The sequence below is a fragment of the Starkeya sp. ORNL1 genome, from assembly GCF_012971745.1.
In the GTDB taxonomy this organism is placed as follows: domain Bacteria; phylum Pseudomonadota; class Alphaproteobacteria; order Rhizobiales; family Xanthobacteraceae; genus Ancylobacter.
Genome location: NZ_CP048834.1, coordinates 2,484,415 through 2,505,888, shown reverse-complemented (window position 1 = coordinate 2,505,888; position 21,474 = coordinate 2,484,415). Strand labels below are relative to the sequence as shown.

Here is a 21,474-nt window from a genome sequence, read left to right as displayed (position 1 = left end):
CCTTAAATTCGATCACGCAGGGCGTAGTAGCTGAGGCCCGCGGCGAGCAGCGGCCAGCGCATCCACCGGCCGCCGGGAAAGGCCGGCACCGGCAGCCGTCCCAGAAGGTCGAAGCGCCCGAACTGGCCGCGGACAGCTTCCGCGAGAATCTGCCCGAACAGCGGCGCCAGCATCACCCCTTGGCCGGAATAGCCGGCGGCGGTGAGCACATGCGGCGAGAGCCGCCGCACGAACGGCATGCGCGTCATGGTGATGCCGAGCAGCCCGCCCCAGCCATGGTCGATCCGCACATCCGCGAGCTGCGGGAAGATCTTCAGCATATAGGGCCGTACGAAGCTGCCGGGATCGGCCTTCAGCCGGCGGGTATAGGTCTCGCCGCCGCCGAACAGCAGGCGGCCATCATGGGTCAGCCGATAGTAATTCACCACGAAGCGGCTGTCGGCGACCGCGGCATCATTGCCGATGATCTCTTCCGCCCGCTCGCCCAGCGGCTCGGTGGCGGCGATGTAATTGGCGATCGGCATCACATGGCGGTCGACGCGGGCGTCGAGCCCGTCCTGCAGCCCGTCGCCGCATTCCAGCACCCAATCGGCCTCGACCGTGCCGGAGGCGGTCGTGACCGTGGGCTTCGCCTCGTCGGCGATCGAGAGTGCGCGCGAGCCTTCGAAGATGCGCGCGCCGGCCGCGCTCGCCGCGCGGGCGAGGCCGAGCGCGAGGTTGAGCGGGTGGAGATGCCCGCCATCGCGGTCGATCATGCCGCCATAATAGGCGTCGGAGCCGACCAGAGCGCGCAATTGTTCGCGGCTCAGCGGCTCGGCATGGGGGTAGTGATAGACCTCGCGCAGCTTCTTCGCATACGCGTGGCTATGCGCCACATAGCCCGGCTTGTGGTCGGCGACGATGAGCCCGCTGCGCACGTGGCAGCCGATATTGTGTTTGGCGATCAAGGCGCGCAGCAGCGTCTTGCCGTCCTCGGCGAGTGCCCAGAGCCGGCGGGCATCGTCGAGGCCCATATGGGCTTCGATCCAGTCCTGGTCGCGGCGCTGGCCGGAATGGATCTGCCCGCCATTGCGCCCCGAGGCACCGGAGCCGACGCGGGAGGCTTCCAGCAGCACCACGTCGAGCCCGGCCTCGGCGAGGTGCAGCGCCGCCGAGAGGCCGGTATAGCCGCCGCCAATGACGCAGACATCGGCGCGTACCGCGCCCTGCAAGAGCGGATAGGGTTCGAGCGGCGTCGCCGTCGCGGCGTACCAGCTCTTCGGATGGCCGTCGGACACCATGCTCATCGCCGCGCGAACAGTTTCTCGACGTCGGCGAGCGAGAGCGTGACGAAGGTCGGGCGGCCGTGATTGCACTGGCCGGCGTTCGGCGTCGCTTCCATCTCGCGCAGCAGCGCGTTCATCTCCTCCACCCGGAGCCGTCGCCCGGCACGTACCGAGCCGTGGCAGGCCATGGTGGCGGCGACATGCAGGAGACGGCGCTCCAGCGGCAGCGCGTCGTCCCATTCCTCGGCATGCTCGGCGAGCTCGCGTAGCAGGCCGGCAATGTCGGCGTCGCCGATCAGCGCCGGCACCTCGCGCACCAGCACCGCTCCGGGGCCGAACGGCTCGATGACGAGGCCGAGCGCCTCCAAGGCCGCCGCCCGCTCGCCGAGGCGCGCGGCGTCGGACGGGTCGAGCTCGACCACCTCCGGCACCAGCAGCATCTGCCGCGCCAGCCCGTCGCGCTCCATGGCGTGCTTGAGCTTCTCATAGACGATGCGCTCATGGGCGGCGTGCTGGTCGACGATGACGACGCCCTGGCTGGTCTGCGCCACGATATAGGTCTCGTGCAGCTGGGCGCGGGCGGCGCCGAGCGGGCGCTCCATCGCGTCGGGCGCCGGTGGCGGCACATAAGCGCGGGCATCCGCCATCGGCGCCAGCGCAAGGCCGAGATCGCCGGTGTCAAACGCCGTCTGCCGCGGCTCGGCCATGCCCGAAAGCGGGACCGATGACGCGGCCGAAGCCGGGGCCGCCCAGGACCCGGTCCAGTCGTAATTGCCGGCGGGGCGCGGCGTTGGCGCGCCTCGCCACATCTCCCCGGGACGCGCCAGCGCCGCCAGCCGGTCGGCGCCGGTCGAGGCGGTGCGCGGCACGCCGGCTTCCAGCGCGTCCTTCAGCGTGCGCACGATCAATGCGCGGATCAGGCCGGGATCGCGGAACCGCACCTCGGTCTTGGCCGGATGCACGTTCACGTCGACCTCGCGCGGATCGATGTCGAGGAACAGCGCGGTCACCGGGTGGCGATCGGAGGGCAGGAGGTCGGCATAGGCGGCGCGCACCGCGCCGAGCAGCACCTTGTCGCGCACCGGGCGACCATTGACGAACAGATATTGCGACAGCGAATTGGCCTTGGAAAACGTCGGCAGGCCGGCGAGGCCCTCCAGCCGCGCCGGGCCGCGCATGCCGGCAATGTCGAGCGCGTTGGTGCCCGCCTCATGGCCGAGCACGTCGGCGATGCGGGCGCGCTGGCCGCCGGCATCCATCGTCCGCGCCGGCCAGCTCAGCGGCGCCCGGTCATCGGCGACGAGGGTGAAGCCGACCTCGGGACGGGCAAGCGCCAGGCGCTTCACCACGTCGACCGCCGCCGCGGTCTCGGCACGCTCGGATTTCAGGAACTTCAACCGCGCCGGTGTGGCGAAGAACAGGTCGCGCACCTCGACCCGCGTGCCGGGGCCGAGCGCCGCCGGCCGTACCGCGGCCTTCACCCCGCCTTCGACCCGGATCTCGTTGGCATTGCTCTGCATCGCCGGTCGGCTGGTGATGGTGAGCCGCGCCACCGCGCCGATCGAAGGCAACGCTTCGCCGCGAAAGCCGAGCGTCGAAATGGCGAGCAGGTCGTCATCGTCGAGCTTGGAGGTGGCGTGGCGCTCCACCGCGAGCGCGAGTTCCTCGGCATCCATGCCGCGGCCGTCATCGGTGACGCGGATCAGCCGCCGACCGCCGCCATCGATCACCACCTCGATGCGGGTGGCGCCGGCGTCGAGCGCGTTCTCGACGATCTCCTTCAGCGCCGCCGCCGGGCGTTCCACCACCTCGCCCGCCGCGATGCGGTCGACGAGGCTGGAAGGCAGCAGGCGGAGCGGCATGGAAGGGCCTCGTCGATTCGGAGCCGGGGTCAGCGGGAAAGCCTACACCAAAGCGCGAACCCTATATCAAGCGCGCGGCCGACTCACCTGGGTAAGCGTCCGGACACAATTTCCTCTCCCCGTTGGGGAGAGGTGGCCCGCGAAGCGGGTCGGTGAGGGGGAGCACGATTGCTAAGCGGCGAAGACCCCTCACCCCAACCCTCTCCCCGTCGGGGAGAGGGAGCCGCGGCCAAGCTCTCAGGACTTCTGGAAACCGAGCCAGGGCTTAAGTGACTCCATGCCTGTGCTGGCGAACTGTGTGGGCATTTAGCCGCGGATTCTCACCCGCCCGCGGCAGCTAGTCGCTCCGCCCGCTCGCGTTCCATCTCCTGCCGTTTGGTGACGACGGAGGCGATGATGACGATCACCGTGACGACGGCGATCATGATGGTGCAGATGGCGTTGATCTCCGGCGTCACGCCGAGCCGCACCTGGCTGTAGATGCGCATCGGCAGCGTGGTGGCGCCGGGGCCGGTGGTGAAGCTGGAGATCACCAGGTCGTCGAGCGACAGGGTGAAGGCCAGCATCCAGCCCGACACCACCGCCGGCAGGATGATCGGCAGGGTGATGACGAAGAAGGTCTTCATCGGCGGGCAGCCGAGGTCGAGCGCGGCTTCCTCCAGGCTCCGGTCGAAGGTGACGAGGCGCGACTGCACCACCACCGCGACGAAGCACATGGTGAAGGTGATGTGGGCCAGCGTGATGGTCCAGAAGCCGCGGTCCATGTTTACCGCCACGAACAGGAGCAGCAGCGATAGCCCCGTTATCACCTCCGGCATGACCAGCGGCGCATAGACCATGCCGGAGAACAGCGTGCGGCCCCAGAAGCGGCCATAGCGGGTGAGCACGATCGCCGCAAGCGTGCCGAGCACGGTGGCGACGCTTGCCGAGATGAAGGCGACGCGCAGCGTCACCCAGGCGGCGTCGAGCAACTGTTCGTTCTGTAAGAGCTTCCAGTACCACTCGGTGGAGAAGCCGGCCCACACGGTGACGAGCCGCGAGGCGTTGAAGGAATAGATCACCAGCAGCACGATCGGCAGATAGAGGAAGGTGAAGCCGAGCACGAGCGAGGTGACGTTGAAGAGCGAGAGCCCCTTGCGCATCTAGCGGCCCTCCATCTCGCGGGCCTGGACGTTCTGGTAGAACACGATCGGGATCACCAGCACCAGCAGCAGCAGCACCGCCACCGCCGAGGAGACGGTCCAGGATCGGTTCACCGAGAATTCGGTCCAGAGCGACTTGCCGATCATCAGCGTGTCGGAGCCGCCCAGCAGGTCAGGAATGACGAACTCGCCGACTGCCGGGATGAAACACAGCAGGCACCCGGCGAACACGCCCGGCAGCGACAGCGGCCAGGTGATCTTCCAGAATGCGGTGAAGGGCGGACAGCCGAGATCGGCGGCCGCCTCCAGCAGCGTCTCGTCCATCTTCTCCAGCGCCGAATAGAGCGGCAGGATCATGAAGGGGAGATAGGAATAGACGATACCGATATAGACCGCGGTGTCGGTGGCGAGGATCTCCAGCGGCTGGTCGATCAGCCCGACATATTCGAGGAACTGGTTCAGCAGGCCCTCCGGCGAGAGGATGCCGATCCAGGCATAGACGCGGATCAGGAACGAGGTCCAGAACGGCAGGATCACCAGCATCAGCAGCGTCGGGCGGATCGATTTCGGCGCCCGTGCCATGCCGTAGGCGATCGGATAGCCGACCAGCAGCAGCAGGAAGGTCGAGACCGCGGCGATCCAGAGGCTCGACGCGTAGGATTGCAGGAACTCGTTGTCCCAGCTGAGGACATAGGAATAATTGTCGAAATTGAGCTGGGAGACGGCGTCCTTTACCGCGGCCCAGCCGGCCGCGAGATCGAACACCGGCTCATAGGGCGGCTGCGCGATCGCGTCCTGCGACAGGCTGATCTTGAAGACGATGAAGAAGGGGATGAGGAAGAGCGCGAGCAGCCACAGATAGGGCACCGCGACCACCAGCCAGCGCCCCGTTGTTCCCTTTGCCATGTGCTGTGCCTCGTTCAGCGGGTCAGCACGACGCCGGCATCCGGCGACCAGGACACCCAGACCTTGTCGTCCCAGGTGATCGGCCGCTCCACCATGCGGGTCAGGTTGGGCTTGGCCGCCTTGACGCGCGCGCCATTGGGCAATTCCACATGGTAGATGGAGAGATCGCCGAGATAGCCGATGTCCCAGATGGTGCCGGGCAGCGCGTTCACACCCTGCTCGGCCGGCGGGTCGAGGTCGACCTTCACCTTCTCCGGGCGGATGGCGATCCACACCGTGTCACCGGGCTTGGCCTCGACGGTGTCCGAGATCATCAGGCTCATGTCGGTGGCGTCCGAGCGCAGCCGGGTCACGCCGGCATCGGCGCTCTCCACCTTGGCCTCGATCAGGTTCACGTCGCCGATGAAACCGGCGACATAGCGCGAGTTGGGTTGCTCATAGACCTCGGCGGGCGGGGCCACCTGCACCAGCTTGCCATGGTCCATCACTGCGATGCGGTCGGCGACCGTCATGGCCTCTTCCTGATCGTGGGTCACGATCAGGAAGGTCATGCCGAGCTCCATCTGGATGTCCATCAGCTCGAACTGGGTCTCCTCGCGCAGCTTCTTGTCGAGCGCCCCGAGCGGCTCGTCGAGCAGCAGCACCTTGGGCCGCTTGGCGAGCGAGCGGGCGAGCGCGACGCGCTGGCGCTGGCCGCCGGAAAGCTGATGCGGCTTGCGCTTGGCGAACTGGTCGAGCTTGACCAGCTTCAGCATCTCCTCGACCCGGGCGCTGGTGGCTTCCTTGTCGACACCGTCCTGCTTCAGGCCGAAGGCGATGTTGTCCCACACGCTCATGTGCGGGAACAGCGCATAGGACTGGAACATCATGTTCACCGGCCGCTTGTAGGGCGGCATGCCGACGAGGTCCTGCCCGGCCAGCGTGATCTGCCCGCTGCTCGGCTCCTCGAAGCCGGCGAGCATGCGCATCAGCGTGGTCTTGCCGCAGCCCGACGGGCCGAGCAGGGCGAAGAATTCGCGCTCATAAATGTCGAGGGAGATGTCGTCGACGGCGGTGAAGGAGCCGAAGCGCTTGGTGATGTTCTTGTAGCGGATCAGCGGAACGGCAGCGGGGTCGTTCCAGGGGGAAAATTTGCGGCGGATACCGCCTATGGTCTTCTGCGTCTTCTCGGCGACGCCGGTGTTCATGGCAGCCCCTGTTCCCCGGCCGGATGCGCCGGCTCTTGTTGCAGACGCTAACGGGGATTGCGTCCGCGTCAACCGCGCATGCAGACATTTTCAAACCATCCTCGATGGTAGCGGGTGCCCCGCCTTGACGCGCCGCGAGGTGGCATGATCCCTTCACAGCGCGCGCAGACCGCGCGTTCGAGGTGTCAGATGGTTAAAAAGAAGCGTTCGGCCAAGGACGCGGCAGAGTCCATGCGTGGCGTCGCCAATGTCGCGGAGGCCAAGGCCTGGATGGCGGCGCGCGGCATCACCGAGATCGAATGCGTGGTGCCGGACCTCGCCGGCGTTGCCCGCGGCAAGATCATGCCGTCCTCGAAATTCCTCTCCGGGCCGGTGATGAACCTGCCGCTCTCGGTGTTCTTCCAGACCATCTCCGGCGAATATCCGCCTTATGACGGGCTGGTCGATTCGGTGGTGGTCGACAGCGACCTCGTCATGGAGCCGGACTTCTCGACGCTCGCCACCGTGCCGTGGGCGCAGGATCCGACCGCGCAGATCATCCACGACGCTTACCACCGCGACGGCCGCGCCGTGGAACTGGCGCCGCGCCAGGTGCTGAAGAACGTCATCGACCTCTATGCCCACAAGGGCTGGAAGGCGGTGGTGGCACCCGAGATCGAATTCTATCTGGTCGAGCCCAATGTCGATCCGGACTATCCCTTGAAGCCGCCGATCGGCCGCTCGGGCCGGCCGGAGATCGGCCGCCAGTCCTATTCCATTCAGGCGGTGAATGAGTTCGACGCGCTGTTCGAGGATATCTACGACTATTCCGAAGCGCAGGGCCTGGAGATCGACACGCTGATCCATGAGGACGGCGCGGCGCAGATGGAGATCAATCTGCTGCATGGCGACCCCCTGGTGCTGGCCGACCAGGTGTTCCTGTTCAAGCGCACCATTCGCGAGGCGGCGCTCGCCCACAAGATCTACGCCACCTTCATGGCCAAGCCGATCGCCGACGAGCCCGGCTCGGCCATGCACATCCACCAGTCCATCGTCTCGGCGGAGACCGGCAAGAACATCTTCTCGGACGCCGATGGCGATCCGACACCGGAATTCTTCTCCTTCATCGCCGGCCAGCAGCGCTATCTGCCGGCGGTGATGTCGATCCTGGCGCCTTATGTGAATTCCTATCGCCGGCTCACCCGGGATTCCATGGCGCCGATCAACATCCAGTGGGGCTATGACAACCGCACCGCCGGGCTGCGGGTGCCGCCCTCCGGTCCGTCGGCGCGCCGCGTCGAGAACCGGGTGCCGTCCTCCGACGCCAATCCCTATCTGGTGATCGCGGCCTCGCTCGCCTGCGGCTATCTCGGCATGGTGGAGGGCCTGCGCCCGACCGAGCCGCTGGAGGCCGACGCCAAGTTCCTTGATTTCGAACTGCCGCGCGGCCTCCTGGAGGCGGTGGCGGCGATGCAATATTCCGACGAGATCGCCACCGTGCTCGGCCCAAGCTTCGTGAAGACCTATTCGGCGGTGAAGCAGGCCGAATTCGAGACTTTCATGCGGGTGATCTCGCCCTGGGAGCGGGAATATCTGCTGCTGAACGTGTGAGGCGCGGTCGCGCTCGCCACTTGGTGTCATCCCGGACGGCCGCAGGCCGAGCCGGGATCGCGCAAACGCACTTCACTTTCTTACGATCCCGGCTCTGCGGCTGCGCCTCCGGCCGGGATGACGTCTTCACGGGTTGCCGGAACAATAAAAAACGCCCGCCGGGGGGAAGTCCGGCGGGCGTCAGGTCGGCAGCGAGAGGGGGTAGGTGCCGCCGAATATCGAGGGTCGCGGCAGGCCGCGCTTAGCCAAGTCAGCCGCACCCGATGAGGTCGGACGCGTTGCGCGCCGGGGCGGTCGCCGCGCTCGCGCGATGGGCAAGGCGGCGAGCCGCACGCTTTTCCACGGACCGCACCACCAGCACGGAGGTCGGGTCCTGCCACATCGGAGTGGATGCGGCGTCGCGCAGATCGGAGCGGTTGAGCCCGATATCGCGCAGCATGCGGTCGTCGAATTCGGCAAGGTCGGCGATGACGCGGCGGCGGGCCACGGCTTTCGCCAGGCGGATCACCTGGAGGGCGCCGGCGAGCAGCATCGAGCTGGCCGCTGCCCCAAAGGACGCAAACGCAGTCTTACGGGTTTCGCCAATGTACGACATTGATTCCTCCATCGTGTCGGTCGCGCGGCGGCGAGGTGCCTTGTTCTGGACCCGGCGTCCCCTGACGCCCACCCGAAACCGGCATCGCCCGTTCGCGACATCACCTTTATGGAACAGGTCGAATAATCACACTAGCGAATGTTTCTGATCTGAATTATCATAGCTCTTGATGATAACGCGATTGAGGGTCGGGTCATGAGCGTCCTTCTTGATATTGACCAATTAAGAACATTCATGGCGATCGCCGAAACCGGCAGTTTCACAAAAGCCTCTGATGTGGTCCACAAGACTCAGTCGGCCGTCTCGATGCAGATGAAGCGGCTGGAGGAGCGGGTCGGCCGGGCGATCTTCGCCCGTGACGGGCGGGCCTCGAAGCTGACCGACGAGGGCGAGCGGCTGCTCGATTATGCCCGCCGCATCGTCAAGCTGAACATGGAAGCCATGGCCAGCCTGTCCAATGCCGCGCTCACCGGCCGGGTAAGGCTCGGTGTGCCGGACGATTATGCCGACCGCTATCTGCCCGAGATCATGGCGCGCTTCTCGCGCACCCATTCCAATGTCGAACTGACCGTGGTGTGCGATCCCTCGAACGACCTTGCGGACCGCATCGACACCGGCGATCTCGACCTCGCCATCGTTACCGATTGCGACTCGATGAGCCGGGAGACCGAGATCATTCGTCGCGAGCAATTGCTGTGGGTCGGCTCGGCGCGTCATTCCGCGCATCTGGAAGACCCGCTGCCGCTGGCGCTCGGCCGCCAGACCTGCAATTGGCGGCACGAGGCGATCGCGGCGCTGCAGGCGGTCGGCCGGCCGTTCCGCATCCTCTACACTTCGTCCAACAGCGCGGCGGTCTCCGCCGCGGTGATGTCCGGCCTCGCCATCTCGGTGCTGGCGGAATCCGGGTTGCGCCCGGGCATGCGGGTGCTCGGCCCCTCCGACGGCTTCCCGGCGCTCTCGCCCTGCCGCATCGGCATATTGCGCAACAAGCACGAGCCCTCGACACTGGCGGACGCGCTCGCCAACCACATCATCCAGGGCCTCGACAACATCTCCGAGGCCGCCATCGCGGCGGAGTGAGGCACAAGGGGCTCTCGCCCAAACGCCCCCTCCCAACCCTCCCCCCGCAAGCGGGAGAGGGCTTAAATGGCGAGCGCGACACCTCATCTTCCCCCTCTCCCGCTTGCGGGCGAGGGTTGGGGAGGGGGAATGAAGCCAAGCGACGTTGCAGCCATCACAGGAGACGCGCATGCCCGCCAATCCCGTTCCCGGCGATATCGTCCCGTTCCTGCGCTATACCGATCCGTTCGCCGCCGTCAGCTGGCTCGGCCATGCCTTCGGCTTCGTGCCGATCCTGATGGTGGAAGGCGAGAATGCCAGTCTCGCCCATGCCGAGCTGAGGCTCGGCTCAAGCGCCATCATGCTCGGCGGCACCAAGGACGACGTGCTTGGCATGCGCTCGCCGCACGAGGCCGGCGGCGTGACGCAGGGCATCTATGTCGTGGTGCCCGACGCCGATGCGCTGTGGGAGCGTGCGGTGAAGGCCGGCGCCGACGTGGTCAGGAAGATCTACGACACGCCCTATGGCTCGCGCGAATTCGCGGTGCGCGATCCCGAGGGGCATTTGTGGAGCGTCGGGACCTATCGGGCGGGCTCGTACGAGGGGGCGTAGCCTCGCTCTGCTTCAGCATCCTTCGAGGCCCGGCTTTGCCGGGCACCTCAGGATGGGCTTCATCGAGAAAGAACCACCTCATCCTGAGGTGCGAGTGCAGCGAGCCTCGAAGGATGCTCACGCAGAGCACCCTCAATAAGCATCCTCGTCGAACACCGGGTCGACCGAGCCGCCCCACGCGCCGTGGAAGCGATCCAGCAGGCATTCGGCCGGGGTCTTGCCGCGAGCCAGGCCATCTTCCAGCGTGACGAGGAAGCGGGTCTCGTCGCGGCCCTGGCTGTCGCGATAGTCGCGCCGTGCCAGACCGGCGCGGGCGATGGCCACCACGTCGCGGGCGACCTCCAGCACGCTGCGCCCGCCGATCTCCGCCTTGAAGCCGAGCGTCGGCACGTCGTCGCGCAGCTTCTGGCGCTGTTCCGCCGTCCAGCCCTTGGCCAGTTCCCAGGCGGCGTCGAGACTCGCCGCGTCATAGAGCAGCCCGGTCCACAGCGCCGGCAGGGCGCAGAGCTTGGCCCACGGCCCGCCATCGGCGCCGCGCATTTCGAGGTACCGCTTCAGCCGAACCTCGGGGAAAATCGTCGAAAGATGGTTCGCCCAGTCCGAGACGGTGGCGGTCTCGCCGGGTACGGCCGGGTGCCTGCCGGCGAGGAGGTCGCGGAACGAGGAGCCGGCGACGTCGATGTAATGATCACCGCGCTTGATGAAATACATCGGCACGTCGAGCGCGTAATCGACATAACGCTCGAAGCCCATGCCGTCCTCGAAGGCGAAGGGCAGCATGCCGGCGCGGTTGTTGTCGGTATCGCGCCAGATCTCCGAGCGGAAGGAGAGGAAGCCGTTCGGCTTGCCTTCGGTGAAGGGCGAATTGGCGAACAGAGCGGTGGCGATCGGCTGCAGTGCGAGCCCGACCCGCAGCTTCTTCACCATGTCCGGCTCGGAGGCGAAATCGAGATTCACCTGCACGGTGCAGGTGCGGAACATCATGTCGAGGCCGTGCGAGCCGACCTTCGGCATGTAGTTCGCCATGATCCTGTAGCGGCCCTTGGGCATCACCGGGGTCTCGGCCAGCGTCCATTTCGGGCTCATGCCGAGGCCGAGGAAGCCGACGCCGAGCGGTGTCGCCACGTCGCGAACCTGGTCGAGATGGCCGTTCACCTCGGCACAGGTCTCGTGGATGGTGAGAAGCGGCGCGCCGGAGAGCTCGAACTGCCCGCCAGGTTCCAACGAGATCGCGCCGCCACCGATCGTGTCGGCGAGCCCGATGATGGTGGAGCCCTCCATGATCGGCTCCCAGTCGTTGAGCGCCTGCATGCCTTCGAGCAGTGCACGGATGCCGCAGTCGCCCTCATAGGGAACGGGGTCATGGCCCAGAAGCGTAAAGGGAAATTTCTCGTGTTCGGTGCCGATGCGGAAGCGGTCAGCCGCCTTGTTGCCGGCTTCCAGCCAGCCGACGAGTTCGTCGCGGCTCTCTATCGGCTGCGTGTCGATCTGGTCTCGCGCCATGGGGGGGACTCTTGAGCGGGCGTGGTCGGGGCGCGACCATACACAGGCGCGCCCCGGACGCAAATCGCATCGTCGACGATGCAATCCTCAGCTTGTGGCGGCGTTTCCGGACGGCAGCACGACGACCTTCGAGTCGACCGGCACCCGCCGATAGAGATCGATGATGTCCTGGTTGATGAGGCGCACGCAGCCTGAGGAAACCATGGTGCCGATGGTCGACGGTTCCACGGTGCCGTGCAGGCGATAGAGCGTGTCGCGGCCATCGCGATAGAGATAGAGCGCGCGCGGCCCGAGCGGGTTGCCTTCGCCTCCGGGCAGGCCGTCGGCATACTTGGCGTAACGGTCCGGCTCGCGCCGGATCATGTCCGGCGTCGGCGTCCAGCGCGGCCATTCCGCCTTGCGGGCGATGATGGCGGCACCCTGGAAGTTGAACGCCTCCTCCTTGCCGACACCGACGCCGTAGCGCATCGCCCGGCCATTCTCCAGCACCAGATAGGCGTAGCGTTCGTCCGGATCGACCACGATAGTGCCAGGCTGCTGGCGCGTCGTGTAGTCCACCTCGCGCCGCAGGAATTTGGGATCGACCTCGCTGAGGTCCACCGCGGGGATGGGAAAGGGCTCGGTGTCGATGGCGGCGTACATCGCGGCATAGGCCGGGTCGATGCGCGGCAGGCTCGCCACGCCAGCACCACGGTCGGTCACGCAGCCCGCAAGGGTGAGGGAAGATCCAAGCATGAAGAGGCGTCTGTCGAGGAGCATTCTCTACCTGTAAGCGAACTGGGTGAAGCGGTGCGGAGGTGCGGATAGGAACGACGCGGATAGGAACGACATGGCACGGTTCGCGTCCATATGTTATGGGGTGATGGAGCACATAACCGTGAGGCATGAATGGACCTTGCCATCGCCTTGCGCGCCTTCGTGCGCACCGTGGAACGGGGCTCGGTAACAGGCGCCGCGCGCGATCTGGCGGTCTCCCAGCCGGCGGTCACCAAGCATCTGCGCAATCTCGAGCGCCATGTCGGCGCCCGGCTGCTGGAGCGCTCATCGCGCATCGTCCGGCCGACTCCGCAGGGCCAGGCGCTCTACGAGGCCAGCCGCTCGGCGCTCGCCTCGATCGATTCCGCGCTCGAAGGCGTGCGGCGCGACATGGGCGCGATCGAGGGGCCGCTGCGCATCCACGCGCCCGCCTGCCTCGGCGCCAAGCGCCTGCATCCGATCGTGAGGGCATTCCAGGCCGAGCATCCGGCGGTAACCGTCGATCTCGTGCTGGAGAACCGCAATGTCGATCTGGTCTATGAGAATTTCGACCTCGCGGTGAAATATGGCCGGCCGGAAGGGCAGGAGCTCATCATCCGCCGGCTGGGCCTGGTACGACGCACACTGGTCGCCTCCCCGGACTTCCTGGCGCGCGTCGGCCCGGTGGATTCGCTGGAACGGCTGTCCGCCATCGATATCGTCACCACCCCGGCGGTGGTCTCGCCGCGCGACATGCTGGTGCTGCATCGTGGCGGCGAGACGATCGAGGTTCAGGTGCGTGCGACACTGCGTACCAACGCTGCCGAGGTGATCGCGCAGACCTTGCTGGGCGGGCACGCCGCCGGCCCGGTCCAGCATTTGTTCGTGACCGAGGACCTTGCCGCGGGGAGGCTGGTGCGCATCCTGCCGGACTATGAGGTGAGGCCGAGCGAAGCCTTCCTCGCCTATCCCTCGGTTCGGTTCATGCGGCCGGTGGTGCGGGCCTTCACCGATTTCGCCGTCCCGGCGCTCCGCGCCATCGAGGGCATCGACGAGATGCGCCGGGAGGAAGCGATAGCGGGGGCGTAGAGCTGCCCGCCCGCTACTGCGCCGAAGCGTGGGCGAGCCAGGTCTTCACCGCGCGTAGTGCTTCGTTGCGGTTGCCGGTGCGGTGCGCGGCTTCCTGATAGACCGCGATCTGCACGTCGGCACTGGTGCCGCCGTTCAGGATGGTGCGGAGCTGGAGCAGTTCGTCGAGACTGTCGAGCGCCGCTGCATCCTCGCTCACCATGTCGATCAGCATTTCCACCGCCTGCGCCACCGGCACTGCCTGCTTGGCATGGCGGTCGACGAAGCTGCCATGGATGCCATAGCGCTGCGCCCGCCACTTGTTCTCGGTGGCGATGGCGCGATCCACCGCATCGACCGAGGCGTTCCGCTTGGGATCGCGCACCAGATGTCGCACCAGCGCGCGATAGAGCGTGGCGATGGCGATGGAATCCTCGAGCCGCGTGCAACTGTCGGGCGCGCGCAGCTCCAGCGTCGGATGCTTCTGCGAGGGCCGGATCGCCCACCACACATAGCTGGAATCGCGAATGGCGCGGGCCGCCACCAGGGCCTCGATATAGTCGTTGTAATCCTTGGCGGTTTCGAACAGCTCCGGCAGTCCGGTGCGCGGCAGCTCGTCATAGGCGGCGAGGCGGTAGCCCATCAGGCCGGTGCGCTTGGATTCCCAGAAGGGGGAGGAGGTGGCGAGCGCCACGAACACTGGCAGATAGGGCAATATGCGGCGCATGACGTCGATGCGCTGGTCGGGATCCGGCAACTCGACATGCACATGCATGCCGCACAGCAGGTTCCGCTCGCCGAGCATCTGCAGGTCGTGCATCAGCCCGTCATAGCGCTGCGTTGGGGTGCGCTTGGCGCCTTGCCAGCTTGCGGTCGGGTGAGTGCCGGAGGCGAAGAAGGCGAGGTCGTGGTCCTGCGCAATCTTGCCCAAGGTGCGGCGCAGGCCGCGCAACTCGTCGCGTGCCGCGCTGGTGTCGGCGTGCGGGCGCGTCATCACCTCGATCTGCGACTGCAGCATCTCGCCGGTGACGGAGGGGCCAAGTTCGCTCTTCGCGCGGTCCCAGAAGGAGGGCGGCATGCGGCGCAACGCGCCCTTCGATTCCGCCTCGACGACGAAATACTCTTCCTCGATCCCGATGCGGTAGTCGCCCCCAGAAGTGCCCCGAGAATCGTCCATCGTGATCCGTTCCATCACCCGCTCCGTCGTTGTTGTTTCTATTTTCTCGGTATATTCGGAGTGTTGCTATTGCTCCGATTCGTTTCTCCCTATAGTCGCGCCACTGAATAGGCCGCAATTGTGACAGTGTTTCTTCAGTGAAGAGCCAATTTCTCTTATAATAAGGAGAACTCTATTTGCTGAATTACCGGACGAATTGTCGTAGCGCCTTTGCATGCAAGCGCTATTCTGGATGAACCGCGCAAGGAAACGCACACGCCAAGGCGCGGTTCCGCCTGCCGAGATGAAATTTTTCTGACGATCGGATCAGGCGGCCGATTGCCGGGCCGCCTCGACCAGGGCCAGCGCCGCCACCGCCGCGGTGTCCGCCCGCAGGATGCGCGGGCCCAGCGAGAGCACCAGCGTACCGGGGTGGCCCCGCAGCGCACGGCGCTCCTCGTCCGAGAAGCCGCCCTCCGGCCCGACCGCGACCGCGAGCGGGCCACGGGCCGCATCCGTCAGCGCCGCCAGCCCGTCGCCGGGCGTCGCAGCCTCGTCGCAGAACACGATGCGGCGCGCCGGCTCGATGCCGGCCAGCCAGCGCGGGAAGGGCAGGGGCTCCAGCACCTCCGGCACGGCGAGGATGCCGCATTGCTCGGCCGCCTCGACCACATTGGCGCGCATGCGCTCGATGTTCACCCGGCTCGCCTGGGTGTGCCGGGTAAGCACCGGCACCAGCCGCCCGGCACCCATCTCCACCGCCTTCTGCACCATATAGTCGAGCCGGGCATGCTTCAGCGGCGCGAAGGCGTAGTCGAGGTCGGCCAGCGCCGCCTGCGCCCGCAAGCGAGCCTCGCACACCAGCACCACGTCGCGCTTGCCGCCGGGCGCACGCACTGCCCGCCATTCGCCGTCGCGGCCGTTGAACAGGTGGATCGCCTTGCCGACGGCGAGGCGAATCACGTCGCCGACATAATGCGCACGCTCGCGATCGAGGCGGATTTCCGCTACGTCAGTGAGATCGTCGGGTACGAACAGCCGCTGGGCGCGGAAATCATAGGTCTCCATGGGTGGAAAAGGTCCGTCCCTTTAGCGTGTTGGGGTATTGCTGGCGTTGCTGCCGCGATATTGCCCCATCTGTAGTGCCTTCCTATCAGCTATGATAAAGAGACGTCATGTGGGCGGGAACTGAGATGAGGCGGGCACTTATCCGCGGCGGACATCGTTGCGCGGCTTTCGCGTGCGCCGGGTCGCTGGCGATCGGCCTTCTGCTGGCCACGCCGGCGGGCGCGCAATGGATCGGTTCGGCGGGTGGCGATGGCTCGCCGCCTCCGGCCAAGCCGCCGACAGCTCCGCTTGCGCCCGCTCCCGCCGCGGCAGCGCCGACAGCGGCTCCGATGGCGCCAATGACTGGGGCGCCGTCGGCTGGCTTCGGTGGCGGCTTTGATTCGCCCGGCATGGCCTCTCCCGGCGGTTTCGGCGAATTGCCCGGCGGCGGTCTCGCTGCGCCTGGCGGCGGTTTCCCGCAAGGCGGCTTCAGCACGCCGCAGCGTGGCGCCGGCGGTCCGAGCGCCGAATGCCAGAACACCGTCAACGCGCTGCGCGGCGATGTCGAGAAGAATGGCGGCGCGCTCAAGGCGGCTGCCACCAAGAAGCGCCCGCCGACCGAGATCTGTCCGCTGTTCCGGCGTTTCGTCGCCTCGCAGAACAAGTTCTATGATTACCTCGTGAAGAACAAGACCGCCTGCGGCGTGCCGGACAGCGCGCTGAAGTCGTTGAAGACCAACATTGCCGGGGTCACCAAGACCAGCGACAAGGTGTGCGACATGGCCGCCAATGGCCCGCCGGCCGGCGCGGCGCCGGCGGCTCCGCAGGGCATGCTGTCCCAGGGCCTCGGCCTGCCGAGCGGGCTTCCCTCGGTCACCGCCGACCGTCCGGGCGGCGTGTACGACACGCTCGGCGGCAACGCGCTGCGCTGAGCCACCCCATGAATGCCGGTGCGCCTATGGAGGCTATCGCCGCGCCGGCGGACGCCACCGCAAGTTGGGTCGAGCGTTATGCGCCGCTGGCCGCGCGCCCCTATTTGCGGCTCGCCCGTGCCGACCGGCCGATCGGTGCCTGGCTGCTGCTGATCCCCTGTCTGTGGTCGGTGGCGCTCGCCGCGCGCATGCAGGGCGGCTGGTCTCCTTACGCGTTCGCGCTGCTGGTGCTGTTCGCCATCGGTGCGATGGCGATGCGCGGGGCCGGCTGCACCTGGAACGACATTCTCGACCGCGACATTGACGGGCTCGTCGAGCGCACCCGCCTGCGGCCGATCCCCTCCGGCCAGGTCGGAGTGCGCGGCGCCTTCCTGTTTCTGGTGGCGCAGGCGGTGATCGGGCTCGTCGTGCTGGCGTTCCTGCCGCCCTTCGCCATCCTGGTCGCGCTGTCCTCGCTGGGCGTGGTGGCGATCTATCCGTTGATGAAGCGCATCATCTGGACCCCGCAGATCGTGCTGGGCCTCGCCTTCTCCTGGGGCGCGCTGATGGGTTTCGCCGCGCTGCTGCAGGATCTCCCCTCTGCAGCGCTGTTGCTGTACGCCGGGTCGATCCTGTGGGTGGTCGGCTATGACACCATCTACGCCCACCAGGACCGCGAGGACGACGCCATTGTCGGGGTGAAATCCTCTGCCCGTCTGTTTGCCGAGGCGACGCCCGGCTGGATGGTCGCCATCTATGCCATCGCAGTGGTGCTGATGGGCGGCGCGCTGCACGCCGCCGGCGCCGGCATTGCGGGCTGGATCGGCCTTGCACTGTTCGCCGGCCACCTTGCCTGGCAGATCGTCCGGCTCGATATTGACGATCCGGCGCTCTGCCTCGTGCTGTTCCGCTCGAATCGCGACGCCGGCCTCATATTGTTCGCGGGCCTCGCGCTTGACGCCGCGCTAGCCTAGTCCCGAGCCGGGTGCTAAACACGCCGGCCGCTTCAGGACGCCGTACCGACATGACCATACGCCTGCACCGCGGCGATCTCGCCGATCTCAGCCTCTATACGCCCGAGCGCGCTCCGGTCGTCGCCATCGACACCGAGACGCTCGGCCTGAACCCGCACCGCGACCGGCTGTGCGTGGTACAGCTCTCGCCGGGCGACGGCACCGCCGACGTGGTGCAGATCCCGCAGGGCTCGGGCCCCGGCAGCGCGCCCAACCTGGAACGCCTGCTGGCGGATCCCGGCATCGTCAAGCTGTTCCATTTCGGGCGATTCGATATTGCGGTTTTGTCGAAGAATCTGGGCGTCGAGGTCCGCCCGGTGTGGTGCACAAAGATCGCTTCGAAACTTTCTCGTACTTATACCGACCGCCACGGGCTGAAGGAGTTGGTGCGCGAACTGCTCGGCATCGACATCTCCAAGCAGCAGCAGAGCTCGGACTGGGCGGCGGACGATCTCACCGAGGCGCAGCTGCAATACGCCGCCTCCGATGTGCTCTATCTCCATGCGTTACAAGCGAAACTTGCCGCCATGCTGGCGCGCGAGGGCCGTACCGCGCTTGCCGGTGCGTGCTTCGATTTCCTGCCGACCCGCGCCGCGCTCGACCTCGCCGGCTGGCCGGAGGAGGATATTTTCGCGCATTCATGAGCCCCTCTCGCAACGAAAGGTTGCGGGCGGTGTGACGCATGCGCTTGCGCCGCGAGGGCGATGACATCATTTTGGCGCCGGGGGGAAGAATTATCGACCGGGACCACCTGGGGCGCGTCAACGGGGGATCATGAACCGTCACGTTCCACCTAGCGAGACCGTCGTCGGCGCCCGGCCGGCGGGTGGAGCCGTGCGCCCGCCCGAGCGCGGCTCCGCGCAGGCGGAGGCACATTTCAAGGCAGCCCGGCGCCACACCAGGCGGGTGCGTTTCTTCCGGGTGATGCTGCCGCTCGGCGTGCTGGTCTCGTTGGCCGTGGCGGCAGGGTTCGCCTTGTTCGATCCGCTGAAGATCGCCATGGACCTGCCGTTCGATCTCGGCCGGGTATCGCTGTCCGGTTCCCGCATCAAGATGGAATTGCCGAAGCTCTCCGGCTTCACCAACGACAATCGCGGCTATTCGGTCACGGCGAAGTCCGCCACGCAGGATCTGACCCATCCCGACCAGATAGACCTCGAGGAGATCGAGGCGCGGCTCGAACTCGCCGAGCAGGGCTGGGCCAAACTGACGGCGCAGGCCGGCCACTACAACACCAAGAGCGAGAGCATGATGCTCGACCAGGGCATCCGCTTCGACACCAGCGCCGGCTATGGCGGCACGCTGCAGGAGGTGAAGGTCGATGTGAAGGCCGGCAAGCTGCTCTCCGAACAGCCGGTGGAACTGCGCTATCTCGACGGCAAGCTCACCGCCGACCGCATGGAAGTGTCGCAGAAGGATTCCCGCGCGCTGCTGACTGGCAATGTGCGGCTGGTGTTCAAGATGCCGCCGCCCGATACCGACAAGGCGAAAGCGACGCCCAAACCTGCTACACCGACGTCCCCCGCCCCTGCCGTGCCGTAATGCGCGTGCATTGAACGGCTTCCGCCGCGCCAATAGAGAACCGCGCATGCTCCGTTTTGCCTGCCTCGCGCTCGTCGCGCTGCCGCTTGCCTTTGCCCTGACGACCGGGGAGGCCGCCGCGCAGGCTCGCGGCGTGCCGAACGCGCTCGAAGGCTTCTCCAAGAACCGCACCGAGCCGATCAAGATCGACGCCAACAGCCTGGAAGTGCGCGACAAGGACAAGGCCGCGGTGTTTTCCGGCAATGTCGTCGTCCAGCAGGGCGACACCACGCTGCGCTGCAAGGAACTGGTGGTGTTCTATGACGGCAAGGGCGCGGCAAAGCCGGCGCCGGGCGACACGGGCAAGTCCAACGCCGACTCGCTGGCGAGCGGCGGGCCGATCTCGTCCTCGGCGATCCGGCGGCTGGAGATCAATGGCGGGGTGATCGTCAACACCAAGGAGCAGACCGCGACCGGCGAGCAGGCGATCTTCGAGACCGCCAGCAACACCATCACGCTCACCGGCAAGCCGGTGGTGCTGACCTCGGGGCCGAACGTCATTCGCGGCCAGAAGCTCACCGTCGATCTCGTCTCCGGCACCTCGCGCTTCGAGGGCGGGCGCGTCGAGAGCCTGATCGTGCCGAACAGCGCCAAGCAGTTCGCCGCACCGAAGCCGGGAGATGCGCCGAAGCCGGCCGCACCGAAGCCCGCAGCGCCCAAGCCGCCGGCGCAGTAGGCGGTGCGCTACGCGAGCATCCTTCGGGGCTCGCCTTCGGCTTGCACCTGAGAGCCTGACTGAAAACTCCAATTGGCCCTCATCCCCGGACTTGATCCGGGGATCCAGCCCCACCGCATGCACCCAGTTGAAGTCTGGATCCCCGGATCAAGTCCGGGGATGAGGGTGGAAAGGTGGCGCCTTCAACGGATACGTCGAATTTTGAGTCAGGCTCTCAGGATGACGTAGCGCTTTATCGGTTGGGAATAACGTCATCCTGAGGTGCTCGGGCATAGCCCGAGCCTCGAAGGATGCTCACGCCGAGCGCCGCTTCCGAGCGTTACAAAACCACCATGCGTGCGGCTTTTCGCGCTTCCGGCCCGTATTTTGCATATCGGGATTTGCCAGCGCCGTCGGGAGTGTTTATCACCTTTGTCGTGGTGTGTCGCCACGGAGGGTGCGTGTGAGGCTGTTCCCGCTTTTTGGTCGTCGGCGTCGCCGGTCCACGGACCTTGGCGCGCAGATGCATGGCGGCGACGACGCCGAGTACGAGGACCAGGCCGGCTATCCGCAGGACGGTTATGCCGACGACGATTATCCGCAGGACGGGCGTCGTGGCGACGGCTACCGGAACGGTTACGATGCGGACGACGGCTATGAGCGGCGTGACGGCCGTGGCCATGATGAGCGCAGCCACGATCGTGACTATGATGATCGCGATTCTTCCCGCGACGATCGCAATTACGATGCGCGCCATGACGGCCACCGCACCGCGCCGCCGCGCTACACCAATGGTGCAACTGCCCCGGCCTATGGCCACGGTCTCGCCGATGAGGCCCATGTCGGCTATCTCGCCGCCTTCGGCCTGGCCAAGAGCTATGGCGGGCGCAAGGTGGTCCGTGACGCCAGCCTGCACGTCCAGCGTGGCGAGGCGGTAGGCCTGCTCGGGCCCAACGGCGCCGGCAAGACCACCATCTTCTACATGATCACCGGGCTGGTGAAAGCCGATGCCGGGCGCATCGAGCTCGACGGCTACGACGTCACGCGGCTGCCCATGTATCGCCGCGCCAGGCTCGGCGTCGGCTATCTGCCGCAGGAGGCCTCGATCTTTCGCGGCCTGTCGGTGGAAAACAACATCCGCGCCGTGCTTGAAGCGGTGGAACCCAATCGCAAGAAGCGCGAGCGCGATCTCGACCAGCTGCTGGAAGAGTTCCGCGTCACCCATGTGCGCAAGTCGCCCGCCATCGCGCTGTCCGGCGGCGAGCGCCGGCGCGTCGAGATTGCCCGCGCGCTGGCCAGCCGGCCGACCTTCATGCTGCTCGACGAGCCCTTTGCCGGTATCGACCCGATCGCGGTCGGCGACATCCAGGTGCTGGTCCGGCATCTGACCGAGCGCGGCATCGGCGTGCTGATCACCGACCACAATGTCCGCGAGACGCTCGGCCTGATCGACCGCGCCTACATCATCCATTCCGGCTCCGTGCTGATGGAAGGCTCGCCCGACGAGATCGTGGCGAGCCCCGAGGTGCGGCGGCTCTATCTCGGCGAGGAGTTCCGTCTGTAGCATGGCAGCCCGGCCACCATAC

At 66.7% G+C, this 21,474-nt stretch carries 20 protein-coding genes; 10 read left to right on the top strand and 10 right to left on the bottom strand.

Annotated elements, in window-relative coordinates; translation table 11 throughout:
- Positions 1-2 precede the first annotated feature (2 nt).
- From G3545_RS12060 to G3545_RS12040, 5 genes are all read right to left on the bottom strand, one after another.
- On the bottom strand, positions 3-1,286 hold the full coding sequence (locus G3545_RS12060) for an FAD-binding oxidoreductase (RefSeq protein WP_170012861.1): 1,284 nt from the start codon (positions 1,284-1,286) through the stop codon (positions 3-5).
- Positions 1,283-3,127 carry a DNA mismatch repair endonuclease MutL gene (mutL, locus tag G3545_RS12055; RefSeq protein WP_170012859.1) on the bottom strand — a complete coding sequence of 615 codons (1,845 nt, stop codon included), beginning with the start codon at positions 3,125-3,127 and terminating at the stop codon, positions 1,283-1,285. The genes G3545_RS12060 and mutL overlap by 4 nt, the downstream gene beginning before the upstream one ends.
- A 320-nt stretch (positions 3,128-3,447) precedes the next feature.
- Entirely contained in the window at positions 3,448-4,269 is an 822-nt protein-coding gene (locus tag G3545_RS12050) for an ABC transporter permease subunit (protein WP_170012857.1), read from the bottom strand.
- The gene (locus G3545_RS12045) at positions 4,270-5,175 is read right to left on the bottom strand and encodes an ABC transporter permease subunit (protein ID WP_170012855.1); all 906 of its coding nucleotides are present in this window, start codon (positions 5,173-5,175) and stop codon (positions 4,270-4,272) included.
- 14 nt (positions 5,176-5,189) lie between these two features.
- A complete protein-coding gene (locus G3545_RS12040; RefSeq protein WP_170012853.1) occupies positions 5,190-6,362 on the bottom strand; it encodes an ABC transporter ATP-binding protein in 1,173 nt (390 codons plus the stop codon).
- A gap of 189 nt (positions 6,363-6,551) precedes the next feature.
- Between G3545_RS12040 and G3545_RS12035 the strand changes: the two genes are divergently transcribed.
- Positions 6,552-7,952, top strand: a complete 1,401-nt coding sequence (locus G3545_RS12035) for a glutamine synthetase family protein (protein WP_170012851.1) — start codon at positions 6,552-6,554, stop codon at positions 7,950-7,952.
- Positions 7,953-8,202: 250 nt separating this feature from the next.
- Here the strand turns inward: G3545_RS12035 and G3545_RS12030 are convergent, their stop codons facing one another.
- A complete protein-coding gene (locus G3545_RS12030; RefSeq protein ID WP_246702799.1) occupies positions 8,203-8,484 on the bottom strand; it encodes a DUF1127 domain-containing protein in 282 nt (93 codons plus the stop codon).
- Between the two features lie 258 nt (positions 8,485-8,742).
- Here G3545_RS12030 and G3545_RS12025 point away from each other — a divergent pair, with 258 nt between their 5' ends.
- Complete coding sequence (locus G3545_RS12025; protein ID WP_170012847.1) at positions 8,743-9,627, top strand: LysR substrate-binding domain-containing protein; 885 nt, start codon at positions 8,743-8,745, stop codon at positions 9,625-9,627.
- Between the two features lie 169 nt (positions 9,628-9,796).
- Positions 9,797-10,219, top strand: a complete 423-nt coding sequence (locus G3545_RS12020; RefSeq protein ID WP_170012845.1) for a VOC family protein — start codon at positions 9,797-9,799, stop codon at positions 10,217-10,219.
- A 132-nt stretch (positions 10,220-10,351) separates the two neighbouring features.
- On the opposite strand, the gene G3545_RS12015 is transcribed toward G3545_RS12020, so the two are convergent.
- Both G3545_RS12015 and G3545_RS12010 read right to left on the bottom strand, forming a co-directional pair.
- Positions 10,352-11,722 (bottom strand): glutamate--cysteine ligase, encoded by a 1,371-nt coding sequence (locus G3545_RS12015; protein WP_170012843.1) that lies wholly within the window; start codon positions 11,720-11,722, stop codon positions 10,352-10,354.
- Between the two features lie 87 nt (positions 11,723-11,809).
- Entirely contained in the window at positions 11,810-12,481 is a 672-nt protein-coding gene (locus G3545_RS12010; protein ID WP_170012841.1) for a L,D-transpeptidase, read from the bottom strand.
- A gap of 129 nt (positions 12,482-12,610) precedes the next feature.
- Between G3545_RS12010 and G3545_RS12005 the strand changes: the two genes are divergently transcribed.
- Positions 12,611-13,546 carry a LysR family transcriptional regulator gene (locus G3545_RS12005; protein ID WP_170012839.1) on the top strand — a complete coding sequence of 312 codons (936 nt, stop codon included), beginning with the start codon at positions 12,611-12,613 and terminating at the stop codon, positions 13,544-13,546.
- Between the two features lie 13 nt (positions 13,547-13,559).
- Here the strand turns inward: G3545_RS12005 and G3545_RS12000 are convergent, their stop codons facing one another.
- On the bottom strand, positions 13,560-14,717 hold the full coding sequence (locus G3545_RS12000; protein ID WP_246702797.1) for a carboxylate-amine ligase: 1,158 nt from the start codon (positions 14,715-14,717) through the stop codon (positions 13,560-13,562).
- Positions 14,718-15,008: 291 nt separating this feature from the next.
- Complete coding sequence (locus G3545_RS11995; protein ID WP_170012837.1) at positions 15,009-15,749, bottom strand: 16S rRNA (uracil(1498)-N(3))-methyltransferase; 741 nt, start codon at positions 15,747-15,749, stop codon at positions 15,009-15,011.
- Positions 15,750-16,087: 338 nt separating this feature from the next.
- Here G3545_RS11995 and G3545_RS11990 point away from each other — a divergent pair, with 338 nt between their 5' ends.
- From G3545_RS11990 to lptB, 6 genes are all read left to right on the top strand, one after another.
- Positions 16,088-16,660, top strand: coding sequence for a hypothetical protein (locus tag G3545_RS11990; RefSeq protein WP_246702796.1), 573 nt, complete (start codon positions 16,088-16,090; stop codon positions 16,658-16,660).
- A gap of 8 nt (positions 16,661-16,668) precedes the next feature.
- Positions 16,669-17,613, top strand: a complete 945-nt coding sequence (gene ubiA / locus G3545_RS11985) for a 4-hydroxybenzoate octaprenyltransferase (protein ID WP_246702795.1) — start codon at positions 16,669-16,671, stop codon at positions 17,611-17,613.
- Between the two features lie 50 nt (positions 17,614-17,663).
- Positions 17,664-18,296, top strand: coding sequence for a ribonuclease D (locus tag G3545_RS11980; RefSeq protein WP_170012833.1), 633 nt, complete (start codon positions 17,664-17,666; stop codon positions 18,294-18,296).
- A gap of 130 nt (positions 18,297-18,426) precedes the next feature.
- On the top strand, positions 18,427-19,194 hold the full coding sequence (lptC, locus tag G3545_RS11975) for an LPS export ABC transporter periplasmic protein LptC (RefSeq protein WP_246702794.1): 768 nt from the start codon (positions 18,427-18,429) through the stop codon (positions 19,192-19,194).
- Between the two features lie 46 nt (positions 19,195-19,240).
- On the top strand, positions 19,241-19,909 hold the full coding sequence (locus tag G3545_RS11970; protein WP_170012831.1) for an LptA/OstA family protein: 669 nt from the start codon (positions 19,241-19,243) through the stop codon (positions 19,907-19,909).
- Between the two features lie 502 nt (positions 19,910-20,411).
- The gene (gene lptB / locus G3545_RS11965) at positions 20,412-21,452 is read left to right on the top strand and encodes an LPS export ABC transporter ATP-binding protein (protein ID WP_246702793.1); all 1,041 of its coding nucleotides are present in this window, start codon (positions 20,412-20,414) and stop codon (positions 21,450-21,452) included.
- Positions 21,453-21,474: the final 22 nt, after the last annotated feature.

What these genes read in the sequence shown, in the direction of transcription:
- G3545_RS11990 (WP_246702796.1), top strand. Translation starts at nt 16,088, where the DNA reads ATGACTGGGGCGCCGTCGGCTGGCTTCGGTGGCGGCTTTGATTCGCCC.
- ubiA (WP_246702795.1), top strand. Translation starts at nt 16,669, where the DNA reads ATGAATGCCGGTGCGCCTATGGAGGCTATCGCCGCGCCGGCGGACGCC.
- G3545_RS12035 (WP_170012851.1), top strand. Translation starts at nt 6,552, where the DNA reads ATGGTTAAAAAGAAGCGTTCGGCCAAGGACGCGGCAGAGTCCATGCGT.
- G3545_RS12050 (WP_170012857.1), bottom strand. Translation starts at nt 4,269, where the DNA reads ATGCGCAAGGGGCTCTCGCTCTTCAACGTCACCTCGCTCGTGCTCGGC.
- lptC (WP_246702794.1), top strand. Translation starts at nt 18,427, where the DNA reads ATGAACCGTCACGTTCCACCTAGCGAGACCGTCGTCGGCGCCCGGCCG.
- G3545_RS12020 (WP_170012845.1), top strand. Translation starts at nt 9,797, where the DNA reads ATGCCCGCCAATCCCGTTCCCGGCGATATCGTCCCGTTCCTGCGCTAT.
- G3545_RS11980 (WP_170012833.1), top strand. Translation starts at nt 17,664, where the DNA reads ATGACCATACGCCTGCACCGCGGCGATCTCGCCGATCTCAGCCTCTAT.
- G3545_RS12000 (WP_246702797.1), bottom strand. Translation starts at nt 14,717, where the DNA reads ATGGAACGGATCACGATGGACGATTCTCGGGGCACTTCTGGGGGCGAC.
- G3545_RS12040 (WP_170012853.1), bottom strand. Translation starts at nt 6,362, where the DNA reads ATGAACACCGGCGTCGCCGAGAAGACGCAGAAGACCATAGGCGGTATC.
- G3545_RS12010 (WP_170012841.1), bottom strand. Translation starts at nt 12,481, where the DNA reads ATGCTCCTCGACAGACGCCTCTTCATGCTTGGATCTTCCCTCACCCTT.
- lptB (WP_246702793.1), top strand. Translation starts at nt 20,412, where the DNA reads ATGCATGGCGGCGACGACGCCGAGTACGAGGACCAGGCCGGCTATCCG.
- G3545_RS12015 (WP_170012843.1), bottom strand. Translation starts at nt 11,722, where the DNA reads ATGGCGCGAGACCAGATCGACACGCAGCCGATAGAGAGCCGCGACGAA.
- mutL (WP_170012859.1), bottom strand. Translation starts at nt 3,127, where the DNA reads ATGCCGCTCCGCCTGCTGCCTTCCAGCCTCGTCGACCGCATCGCGGCG.
- G3545_RS11995 (WP_170012837.1), bottom strand. Translation starts at nt 15,749, where the DNA reads ATGGAGACCTATGATTTCCGCGCCCAGCGGCTGTTCGTACCCGACGAT.
- G3545_RS12005 (WP_170012839.1), top strand. Translation starts at nt 12,611, where the DNA reads ATGGACCTTGCCATCGCCTTGCGCGCCTTCGTGCGCACCGTGGAACGG.
- G3545_RS12030 (WP_246702799.1), bottom strand. Translation starts at nt 8,484, where the DNA reads ATGCTGCTCGCCGGCGCCCTCCAGGTGATCCGCCTGGCGAAAGCCGTG.
- G3545_RS12045 (WP_170012855.1), bottom strand. Translation starts at nt 5,175, where the DNA reads ATGGCAAAGGGAACAACGGGGCGCTGGCTGGTGGTCGCGGTGCCCTAT.
- G3545_RS11970 (WP_170012831.1), top strand. Translation starts at nt 19,241, where the DNA reads ATGCTCCGTTTTGCCTGCCTCGCGCTCGTCGCGCTGCCGCTTGCCTTT.
- G3545_RS12025 (WP_170012847.1), top strand. Translation starts at nt 8,743, where the DNA reads ATGAGCGTCCTTCTTGATATTGACCAATTAAGAACATTCATGGCGATC.
- G3545_RS12060 (WP_170012861.1), bottom strand. Translation starts at nt 1,286, where the DNA reads ATGAGCATGGTGTCCGACGGCCATCCGAAGAGCTGGTACGCCGCGACG.